At 45.9% G+C, this 305-nt stretch carries 1 tRNA gene; it reads left to right on the forward strand.

The window, feature by feature from the left end:
• Positions 1–247: 247 nt before the first annotated feature.
• Positions 248–305 (forward strand) — tRNA-Lys (locus AC3A54_RS25575).

The following is a 305-nucleotide window of genomic DNA, read 5'->3' on the forward strand; positions in this document are numbered from 1 at the left end:
GAGGATTAGCTCAGCTGGGAGAGCATCTGCCTTACAAGCAGAGGGTCGGCGGTTCGATCCCGTCATCCTCCACCATTCTTTAAAGTGAATTATCTCAATTCGAGAGCCATTAGCTCAGTTGGTAGAGCAGATTGCGAACATCATCGAATCAGCTTCTGCGGGCAATCTGCGAGAAAGAACGTGAGTTCTTTTGAGCATCTGACTTACCACAATTTAATTGTAGGGAATCATCTTAGTATGAGCCATTAGCTCAGTTGGTAGAGCATCTGACTTTTAATCAGAGGGTCGAAGGTTCGAGTCCTTCA

It is taken from the genome of Neobacillus sp. Soil_C_43 (assembly GCF_057656715.1).